Annotated in this window: 8 protein-coding genes; 1 reads left to right on the top strand and 7 read right to left on the bottom strand. The window is 58.6% G+C overall.

What is annotated here, in order from left to right; all coding sequences use genetic code 11:
* Positions 1-89: 89 nt before the first annotated feature.
* The 6 genes from NF685_RS04910 to NF685_RS04885 all read right to left on the bottom strand — a co-directional run bounded on the left by NF685_RS04910 (position 90) and on the right by NF685_RS04885 (position 7,109).
* Entirely contained in the window at positions 90-413 is a 324-nt protein-coding gene (locus tag NF685_RS04910) for a DUF7014 domain-containing protein (protein ID WP_373317810.1), read from the bottom strand.
* A gap of 15 nt (positions 414-428) precedes the next feature.
* Positions 429-791: a hypothetical protein gene (locus tag NF685_RS04905; RefSeq protein ID WP_252848799.1), complete on the bottom strand. Its 363-nt coding sequence runs from the start codon at positions 789-791 to the stop codon at positions 429-431.
* Between the two features lie 497 nt (positions 792-1,288).
* Positions 1,289-2,692, bottom strand: a complete 1,404-nt coding sequence (locus tag NF685_RS04900) for a class II fumarate hydratase (RefSeq protein WP_252848798.1) — start codon at positions 2,690-2,692, stop codon at positions 1,289-1,291.
* Between the two features lies 1 nt (position 2,693).
* The gene (locus NF685_RS04895; protein WP_222548060.1) at positions 2,694-4,346 is read right to left on the bottom strand and encodes an NAD-dependent malic enzyme; all 1,653 of its coding nucleotides are present in this window, start codon (positions 4,344-4,346) and stop codon (positions 2,694-2,696) included.
* 205 nt (positions 4,347-4,551) lie between these two features.
* Positions 4,552-5,661, bottom strand: a complete 1,110-nt coding sequence (locus tag NF685_RS04890) for a P1 family peptidase (protein WP_252848797.1) — start codon at positions 5,659-5,661, stop codon at positions 4,552-4,554.
* Between the two features lie 314 nt (positions 5,662-5,975).
* The gene (locus NF685_RS04885) at positions 5,976-7,109 is read right to left on the bottom strand and encodes a type III PLP-dependent enzyme (RefSeq protein ID WP_252848796.1); all 1,134 of its coding nucleotides are present in this window, start codon (positions 7,107-7,109) and stop codon (positions 5,976-5,978) included.
* A gap of 667 nt (positions 7,110-7,776) precedes the next feature.
* Between NF685_RS04885 and NF685_RS04880 the strand changes: the two genes are divergently transcribed.
* On the top strand, positions 7,777-8,748 hold the full coding sequence (locus tag NF685_RS04880; protein WP_252848834.1) for a YihY/virulence factor BrkB family protein: 972 nt from the start codon (positions 7,777-7,779) through the stop codon (positions 8,746-8,748).
* Positions 8,749-8,887: 139 nt separating this feature from the next.
* On the opposite strand, the gene NF685_RS04875 is transcribed toward NF685_RS04880, so the two are convergent.
* Complete coding sequence (locus tag NF685_RS04875) at positions 8,888-9,559, bottom strand: septal ring lytic transglycosylase RlpA family protein (protein ID WP_252848795.1); 672 nt, start codon at positions 9,557-9,559, stop codon at positions 8,888-8,890.
* Positions 9,560-9,874 lie beyond the last annotated feature (315 nt).

Below are 9,874 nucleotides of genomic sequence, written 5' to 3'. Positions count from 1 at the left end.
GTATCGACGTCTCACAAGCCATGATCCTCGTCGCCATGGGCGCCAATCTCACCCGCAGAAATGCCCATCCGTGAGTTTCCAAACAGGCTCTAAGGAAGAGCGCGCTCTGCTTTCACCAGAAATACAATAGTCGAAGCAGTCATGTGTAAGACGTAGCCAGCGATATGATCCGGTACAAGGGTTAGGTTGACGCCCTGTCCGTGAGCACTGCTCTTGTTGCGTGGCGTTGGAATGGCGCTTTCCAGCAATGTACGAAGTCCTGTCAAATTATTTTGCCAATATTCATGAATTAAATTATAGCTATATAAAGCGGAAATAAGTTTGCTTGCAGTGTCGTTAGTGTTGTGGTTCCATCCGCGCTTGTCAAGAATGACTTTCATCGTGCTCTCGAATGCTTTTGCGGCTTCGGTAATTGCTTCGTTGTTTTTTCATTTACGATAATGGTCATAAGCAGTTCTAAATTCTTGCTCAGGGCCCGCGTATCGTTTTTCTCGCAGAAGCTCCAGCGCAGGTTTGACGGCTTCAGCATGTATCAACTCGGACTCAATCCGTATTATCTCTCCATTATGCTCGTATCCTAGCCCGGCCATTTTCATTCGAGCGTTGATTTCCTCGATTGCGTCCTCGATGCGCGTCTTGGTCTTGGTCTTGGTCTTGGTCTTGGTCTTGGTCTTGGTCTTGGTCTTGGTCTTGGTCTTGGTCTTGGTCTCAAGATGTGTTGTCTTTTTTTCTTCTAAAGTTTGACAAACTATCTCGATGGCACTTAAAATTTTATCAATATTTTTTTTCATGTTTTATGAAATAAAATAGTTCGTTTGACGGATCATTAAAACCCAAGTTGGGCGGCAGTCGAAACTCGCCAAACTCACGCCGCAAAACCTTTACAATACCTTCGCAGATATTGTGGAATTTTAATCGATGTGCACGGTACTCCATTCTATCGCTGGCGTATGCGTCAAACCCATCCGAGGCAATCTGAACAATCTGTTCGCGTAGAGAATTTGGAAAATTGTCATAAGAGTATACGTCCGGGACATCTCCTCTCGCCTCCCTCTGCCGTTGTCAGTAGGTTTTGAAAATGCCCAATAGCTATCTCATGATAATTATATCTTTATAGTTTTCTTCGGGTACATGATATAATCGAATACTTATTTGGCAAGTGCAACGTTCGCGATGATCTATATCAGTTATTTTATTTAAACGACTGAGACAGTGCATCTTTGCTCACCAGTTGGGACGAAAGGGGCTTCTGCCCCTTTCCGGGGGCGGGGCAGAGCCCCGCTTTCCCTTACTTCCCCTTCAAATTTGGTGCCAGCATGGTGCGCGGGTCGACCAGTCGGTCGAAATCGGCTTCGCTCACCGCGTTCAGGGCCAAGGCGGCCTCTTTCAGCGTGCAGTCGTGGTCCATGGCGTAATGCGCGACTTTTGAGGCCGTGTCGTAGCCGATAGTGGGAGCGAGGGCCGTCACCAGCATGACGGACTCTGCCACATAGCGTTCGATGCGGGCGAGGTTTGGCTTGGTGCCTTCAATCAGGAAGGTGCGGAAGTTCTCGCTGCCATCATGCAGCAGGGTGATGCTCTGCATGATGTTCTGGATGATGAGCGGTTTGTAGACGTTCATTTCCAGCAGGCCACCGGCGCCCCCGAAACCTACGGCCACGTCATTGGCCATCACCTGCACGGCCAGCATGGCCAGCGCTTCGGCCTGGGTAGGGTTGACCTTGCCGGGCATGATGGACGAGCCAGGCTCGTTTTCAGGCAGATGCAGCTCGGCAAAGCCGGCACGAGGGCCGCAGGAGAGCAGGCGGATATCGTTCGCGATTTTGTAAAGCGCGCCTGCCGTGGTGCGCAGCGCGCCCGAGAAATGCACGAGCGCATCATGCGCGCCCTGCAAGGCGAATTTGTTTTCGCCGCTGATGAAGGCCGCGTCGCTCAGGCGGGCGATTTCGGCGCAGGCGCGACCGGCAAAGGGGGCATCGGTATTGATGCCGGTGCCAAGCGCGGTGCCGCCAAGGGCGAGGGGGTAGAGACCCTTCTCGGCTTCCTGAATACGGGCGATGTTCTCGCGCAGCATCCCGGCATAGCCGTGGAATTCCTGACCCAGCGTGACCGGCACGGCATCCTGCATATGGGTGCGGCCGATCTTGACGATGTCTTTCCATTCCTCAGCCTTGGCCTCGATGGCTTCGGCGAGACGGGTCAGGGCCGGGATCAATCTGCGACGACTGTTCAGCACGACCGCCACATGCATGGCAGTCGGGAAATTGTCGTTGGAAGACTGCGACATGTTGACGTGGTCATTGGGGTGAACCGGGCGCTTGCTGCCCAGAGGCTCGCCGGACAGCTGGCAGGCGCGGTTCGAGATGACCTCGTTGACGTTCATGTTGAACTGCGTGCCCGAGCCGGTCATCCAGACATGAAGCGGGAACATATCGGCGTGCTGACCGGCCAGGATTTCATCGCAGACTGTGGTGATCAGCTTGTACTGCGTCTCACCCAGACGGCCGCTCTGGTGGTTGGCATGCGCGCAGGCGCGCTTGACGATGGCATAGGCCTCGATCATCTCGCGCGGCATCAGCTCGCGGCCGATGCCGAAATAATGAAGCGAGCGCTGCGTTTGCGCGCCCCAGAGCTTGTCGGCCTGAATTTCGATTTCGCCGAGGCCGTCGCTCTCGATCCGTGTATCGCTCATGTCAGATCTTCTCATAGGTGCAGTAATCGGGCGTCCAGACGATGGACTGGATGCGGTCATGCAGCTCATCGTCGCTGAACGCATCACATACGCCATCTTCGCGTGCCTGTCTGGCCGCCGCTTCGGCCACGGCGAGCGCAACCTTTCGCAATTGCGTGACCGGCGGCAGAAGATTGCCCTCCGGGTTGCTGAGCAGGGGCGACAGAGAGGCCAGCCCGCGTGCCGCCGCCATGAACATGGAATCCGTGACGCGCGTAGCACCGGTGGCAAGCAGACTGAGCCCGAGACCAGGGAAGATATAGGCGTTATTGGTCTGGTCCACACGATGGGTGCGACCATGCAGATCGAGCGGCGGGAAGGGGCTGCCCGTGCTGACCAGCGCGCGCTCATCCGACCAGGTCATGATATCTTCCGGTGTCGCTTCGGAATGCGAGGTGGGGTTGGAAAGCGGAAAGATGATCGGACGCGGACAGTTCTTGGCCATCTGACGCACGATGCTTTCCGTGAACAGGCCCTTTACGCCGGAAACGCCAATCAGGATGCTGGCCTTGCTTGCGCTGACCACGCTTTCGAAATCGGTGGGGCGGTCTTTCCAGTCCTTGCGGGCGAAAAGGGCTTGCCCCTCGCTCATGCCCTCACGTCCTGCCAGCAGCAGACCGTGCTGATCGAGCATGTAGAAGCGGGAAAGCGCTTCATCTTCGCTTGCGCCTTCATCGAGCATGACCTGAAGCAGCAGTTTGGCAATACCCACACCGGCCGAGCCCGCGCCCAGCATGATGATGGTCTCGTCCTTGAGTTTGCCGTCATGCGCGGCATTGGCGCTCAGAATGGCCGCTGTGGTGACGGCGGCTGTGCCCTGGATGTCGTCATTGAATGTGCACAGGCGGTCGCGATAGCGCTCGAGAATGGGGGCTGCATTCGCGCCGCTGAAATCTTCCCAGTGCAGGACCACATGCGGCCAGCGTGTCTGGACTGCGGTGACGAAACGCTCGATGAACGCATCGTATTCCGCGCCGCGTACGCGCTCATGACGCCAGCCGATATAGGCCGGGTTCTGCAGCAGATCCTGATTATTGGTTCCGGTATCGAGCACGATAGGCAGGGTCTGGTCGGGTGAGATGCCTGCGCAGGTGGTATAGAGCGAGAGCTTGCCGATGGGGATACCCATACCGCCTGCACCCTGATCGCCAAGGCCCAGAATACGCTCGCCATCGGTCACTACAATCACGCGCACATCGTCATAGGCCGGGTTTGAGAGAACATCCTCCATCGACTCGCGTTCGGGATAGCTCAGGAATAGACCGCGCGGACGACGCCAGATTTCCGAGAAGCGCTGACAGGCCTCGCCTACGGTCGGCGTATAGACCAGAGGCAGCATGGCCTCGATCTTGCTGTTCAGCAGTGCGTAGAACACCGTTTCGTTCGTATCCTGCAATTCGCGCAGATGCACATGGCGTGCAAAAGGCGAGGGCAGGGCGTCGAGGAATTTCAGTGCGGCCTCGACCTGCTGTTCGAGTGTCTGAACCGCCTTGGGCAGAAGTCCGTGCAGCTCGAATGCGTCTCGCTCCTCTGTCGTGAAGGCCAGTCCCTTGTTGAGAAAGGGATGATTGAGCAAATCCTGCCCTGAAAGCGCAACAGAGAGCGTTCTGGTCATGAGCTAGTCTCCGGACATAGTAAAACAACGCGGTTTCACCAGAAATCGCGGGCATGGAGTGAAACATAACTGCCCAGATGTTGCGACCCCTCTGAAGGCAAAGTGATCGCCCGTTGCGGCATGGAAGCCCGGCGTGTCCTGCATGGCATACTTTCTATGGGCGCTCCTTACGGGCGCGCGACGAAGGCGTGCGGCTGCGCGGCTCTCAGTCGCGCGGCAGGGTGGACCAGAGCGGCACGTTCATGCCCGGCGGCAGGCTCGCCAGATAGACGCCACGCGCAACGGCGCGGGACAGCACATCGGCGGCAATGCTGCCCAGATGGGTGACCAGCAGGGCGCGCCCCTCCTGAGGGGCCGTTTTCTGTGCCGTCGAAATGGCGAAAATCGTATCGCCGTCGAAAGGCGAGTGAACTGGATGAATGGCGCGCGCCAGTCCATCCTGCGCCATCATGGCAATCCGCTTCAGCTCTTCCTGCTCGAGCGCAATATCGAGCGCAATACAGGCGAGCGTGGTGTTTGCACGTGGGGCGGGATCGAGCTTCGTGCCTGTCCAGTCATCAGGGGGAACGGTTTCTGTCGAGATACCAAGGCCGCCGAACTCCTTGCCCTGTTCGAAGGGCGCGGCCCAGAAGCGCCTCTGGTGCGGCAATGTCACCGTGCCAAGACTGTTCGTCGCGACAAGGGCGCCAATCGTATAGCCCTGCGGTGTCACCCACGAAGCAGAACCTATGCCGCCTTTGAGGCTGCCTGCCATGGCGCCATAACCGGCGCCCACCGTGCCGAGCGCACAGCTGTGCGATGCCGAACGAACGGCCTGCATTCCAAGCGCACGATAGGGAGGTGTCTCGCCCCAGTTCTTGTCGCCGCCATTATCGAGATCGTAGAGAATGGCCGATGGAACGATGGGCGAAGGTGGAACGCCCGCGACCTTGCGCATGGCAAAGCCCCGCCCCTTTGCGCCCAGCAAGGCCGCCACGCCATCGGCCGCGGCCAGACCGTAAACCGAACCGCCCGAGAGAGTTAGCGCATCGATGCGATGGACGAGGTTCCATCCATTGAGAGCGTCCGTTTCACGCGTTCCCGGCCCACCGCCGCGCACATCGACCGAAGCTGTGGCAGGGCTGTCAGGCAGAATAACCGTAACGCCCGTGCGCCGGATGCTGTCCTGTGCATGACCGACCTGCAAGCCGGCGACATCCATCAGTGTATCGGTTGGGCCGACATGTCCCTGCGCAGCAGCATGCGCAGGACGACGAGGACGCGCGAAAAAGGCGGTCGTGGCGAGGCCTGAGAGAAAGAAATGACGTCTTTTCATGGGGAAAGCCTCCAGCAGCACAGGGACAGGCAAGCTAGAGCATCGTGAAGGCGTCGCAAAATGCTGTTCTGTCAAAATGCTGGTCTGTTTCGCGATCGGGTCGCGCATCACGGCGTGTGGTAGGGACCCGCGCCCTGCGTCCCCGTGCAAGAAGGACGACGCATGCTGGAGGCGGGGCACAAATACCTATGCCGGTGATGCGAAACCACGCCGCCTGAAAACGACAATGCCTTCCTGCGGATGTTTCCGCTGGAAGGCATTGTGCCGTTCGCTTGTCTCGGGAGAGAACGGCCCTTTTACAGGCCGCTCGGTTCTCAGATGTAATGTTCGCTTAGGGGGGCAAAGCCATTGAAGCCGGTCGAGCAATAGGTGGTGACATAAGCCCCTGTGGTCAGAAGCTCGATGCGGTCACCCGAGGTAAGGGCATGAGGCAGCTGCACGCGGTTTTTCTCGTACATGATGTCCACGCCGTCGCAGCTCGGGCCCGCCACAACCGTCTCGCCGGTCGGCAATCCGTCATGAGGTGTGCGGAAGCGATAGCGGATTGCCTCGCCTTCGGTCTCGGCAAGACCGCCGAAACGACCGATATCGAGATAGACCCAGCGCGGATCGCTTTCCTTGCCGCCACGGCGGCTGACCAGCATGACCTCGGTCGAGACCACGCCGGCTTCTGCCACCATGAAACGGCCCGGTTCGATCAGCATCTGCGGCAGCGCGTTGCCGAAATGCTCGGTCATGGCGCGACCGATGGCCAGACCGAACTGTTCGATCTCGGGAATGTCGTCGCGATAACGCACGGGAAAACCACCGCCGAGATTGACCATCTTGAGGTCGATGCCCGCTTCCGAGAGATCGGTGAACAGCATCGCGACCTTGGCAATGGCGGCCTCATAAGCCGTGGTGCTGGTCTGCTGGCTGCCCACATGGAAGGACAGGCCGTAAGGCTCCAGACCCAGCTCCACCGATTTCAGCAGCAGGTCCTTCGCATGATTGACCGTGGTGCCGAACTTGCGTGACAGGGGCCAGTCGGCACCTTCGTTCTCAACCGCAAGACGGCAGAAAACGCGCGCACCGGGGGCATGCTCGGCCAGCTTGTCGAGTTCTTCCTCGCTGTCGAACACGAACAGATCCACGCCAAGACCGAATGCCTCGCGAATGGACGATACCTTCTTGACGGTGTTGCCGAACGAGATCTGGCTGGCCTGCGCACCGGCGGCAAGGCACTGGTGGATTTCACCGATCGAGGCTGCGTCGAAAGATGAGCCCAGACGAACCAGACGCTCCAGAATCGGGGCGGCCGGATTGGCCTTCACGGCATAATAGATCTGCGCCAGCGGCAGGGCATCACGCAGGGCATGATAGCGCGCCTCGACATGGTCGACATCGACAACGAGACAGGGGGTTGCCGGCTGCTGCTCGGCAAGATAGCGGACGATTTTCGGAGTCATGAGTCACTCCTCCCGAAACCCGCCCGGCATTGCACGGGCGGCTTTGTTGCGAAACGGTCGAACGGACCGGCGATCAGGACGAGGCTGGTTGCTCCACAGAGAGCATGATCAGCCCGATTGCCAGAACGCTTGACGTCGTTGCGTAACCTACAGAGGGCCAGTGGCACGTGCGTTGCTGCGTGGGGCGCATATGGGACCAAACCCCCCCTCGTGCAACTAAAAAATGGACCGGAATCGTTTTTTTCATATGACAGTCACAACACGTGTTGCGATGTCGATCCGACTGCAACGTTTTGCTTGCCGGAACGTCATTCCAGAAGCGTGCATATTTGTGTTGCGGGGCCGGTATGGCGTATTCCGGAACAGCGCGCGATCGTGAATGGTGCGTTACACCCAAATACATGAGGCAAAACGCTAGAAGGAGCTGTTTGTGGACGAGTCACCGACCCAGAGAAGGCAGTTGTTGCGGGCCGCCGTGGAATCGGGCGGCGCCCTTGAGGCATCGGGCAATCGGGATGGCCGTTTGGGGCAATCCGTTTCAGGCGCTTCTCTGGAGGCTTCGCCCGGGAGTGAGGACAGTCATTCTGATGGCGCCTCATCCTCCGGCGCGAATGAAGAAGCGCTCGGACGCGAAGCACCGGGGACAGGGGCCAAAAGCCCCATCCATATGCCGCTCGGTGGTTGGAAGCTTGTCCTCAGGCAGACGCTCAGCAATCTGGGATCGAGCCAGACCAGCCTCTCGGCAGCGGGATGCGCCTTCTATGCGACGCTCTCTCTTTTTCCCGCCATTTCCTCGCTGATTTCCGTCTATGGCCTGATATTCGATCTGCAGACGGTAGAACCGCAACTCAATGTGCTGCGCAATTTGTTGCCTGCCACGGCCTTCGAGCTCATTGCCTCGCAGATCCACACATTGATCGCCCAGCCTCATGCCTCGCTGACACTGGGACTGATCTTATCGACCACCATTGCCCTGTGGTCGGCATCGGCCAGCACGAAATCGGTCCTGTCTGCACTCAATCTGGCTTATGACGTGCTTGAAACACGCGGCTTTTTCCGTTTCCAGTTTCTTGCGCTCGGCGTGACATTCGGGGCTGTGGTCGGGGCGTGTCTGACGCTCGCGCTCATGGTGGCGTTCCCGGCGCTTGTCGATTACATGCCCGATCTGCTCAATCATTTCGGCCTGCGCAATCTCCCACCGGAGCTTCTGTATATCGCCGATTATCTGATGAGCTACAGCACGCGCTATATCGTGCATTTCGGTGCGCCGGCGTTGATGTTGCTCTTTGTGTTTATCGCCGTCACGCTTCTGTTCCGCTATGGTCCGTGCCGCGACAAGCCCGACTGGCGCTGGATCGTGCCGGGATCGCTCGTGGCAACCCTTCTCTGGGTTCTGACCTCGCTCGCCTTTTCCTATTATGTCAGTCATTTTGCCAGCTATGGCTCGACCTACGGTCCTCTGGGCGCTGTCGCAGCCATCATGATGTGGTTCTTCGTCGGCACCTATGTCGTGCTGTTCGGGGCCGAGCTCAATGCTGGGCTCGAGGACAGAATGAAGGGGTTCAATCCGAAAGTGCCGGGTGTGACGCGCGTGCAGGAAGGGGCAGAGCCTGCATCTGCCGTATCGTCAGAAGCCTGAATGACGAGGGGGAGCGATCCCCTTCAGCCGGTCTGCCAGCAAAAAGGGCGTGAGGCTTATGGCCCCACGCCCTTTTTGATAAATCCATGATCCGCAAATCTACGATCCGCCGCAGACGCGGCCGGAATGCAGTTCATGCTTATTTATGGTGACGGACGTGACGGATTGCGACGGCCTTATGGGCGGTGCGGGGTTTGGTCACGGGCGTTACGGCGCTGAGAGCCTGGGCATTTGTGTCGTCTGCTTCGGCCTCGGCCACTTCGAGCGGTTCGTCTTCCTTGATGGGCGCGCCCGAAGGAATGGGGGCCAGCTTCACATGGGCTGTACCGCTACCCAGCATGCCAAGTTCGGCGGCTGCAGCATGGGACAGATCGATGATGCGGCTGTTGAAGGGGCCGCGATCGTTGACCGTCACGATGACCGAACGCCCCGTATCCTCGTTTTCGACCAGAACCTTGGAGCCCATGGGCAGGGTCGGATGAGCCGCGGTCAGAGCCTGGCTGTCGAGCCTGGCGCCGCTGCTGGTGCGATGCCCTGCAAGGCGACGGCCGTACCAGCTTGCAACGCCGTGCTCGGACCAGGCCAGAACATTATGGCTTGCAAGGGCAATACGATGAGCGCGTTTGGCAAGGGCAAGACGAACCGAAGAAGCCCAGGCGGCGCGATCGGTTTCATGACCGGCAGAAGCCAGAGCGGGCTGATGTTCGCTTGCCAGGCTGGTCTGTGCGGCGCTCGCCGCATGGGCGTTATGTTTGGGTGCGAAAGCCGTGCAAAGCAGAGCCAGACCCCCGATTCGGGCGCGGAGACGCATCTTGCAACGTTCCGTGGAACTGAATGTGAGTTTTCTGCTTCTAGATAATGTCACGACAGCTTGCAGCCTTTTGCCCAGTTACTCCGAACGAACCCATGCCCCGACAAGCCGGGACGGCGAATAACCCGTATAACATAGCCACGCCCGATCGCGAAATCGCGAGCGTGAGCCAGAGCCGCGCCCGCGTTCTGCGCTGACAGAGGGGACGCTGTAACTCTCTTCTGTACGCAGTGAAGAGGACAAACGCGGCAGGAATGAGGCGTAAACCGACTGTCATGGACAGGAAGGCTTTTATGCCCAAAGCGAAAGTGCTAC

Source organism: Asaia lannensis NBRC 102526, assembly GCF_024054035.1.
GTDB lineage: Bacteria > Pseudomonadota > Alphaproteobacteria > Acetobacterales > Acetobacteraceae > Asaia > Asaia lannensis.
This window is presented reverse-complemented; position numbering and strand designations above follow the sequence as displayed.

What these genes read in the sequence shown, in the direction of transcription:
- NF685_RS04900 (WP_252848798.1), bottom strand. Translation starts at nt 2,692, where the DNA reads ATGAGCGATACACGGATCGAGAGCGACGGCCTCGGCGAAATCGAAATT.
- NF685_RS04875 (WP_252848795.1), bottom strand. Translation starts at nt 9,559, where the DNA reads ATGCGTCTCCGCGCCCGAATCGGGGGTCTGGCTCTGCTTTGCACGGCT.
- NF685_RS04895 (WP_222548060.1), bottom strand. Translation starts at nt 4,346, where the DNA reads ATGACCAGAACGCTCTCTGTTGCGCTTTCAGGGCAGGATTTGCTCAAT.
- NF685_RS04880 (WP_252848834.1), top strand. Translation starts at nt 7,777, where the DNA reads ATGCCGCTCGGTGGTTGGAAGCTTGTCCTCAGGCAGACGCTCAGCAAT.
- NF685_RS04905 (WP_252848799.1), bottom strand. Translation starts at nt 791, where the DNA reads ATGAAAAAAAATATTGATAAAATTTTAAGTGCCATCGAGATAGTTTGT.
- NF685_RS04885 (WP_252848796.1), bottom strand. Translation starts at nt 7,109, where the DNA reads ATGACTCCGAAAATCGTCCGCTATCTTGCCGAGCAGCAGCCGGCAACC.
- NF685_RS04890 (WP_252848797.1), bottom strand. Translation starts at nt 5,661, where the DNA reads ATGAAAAGACGTCATTTCTTTCTCTCAGGCCTCGCCACGACCGCCTTT.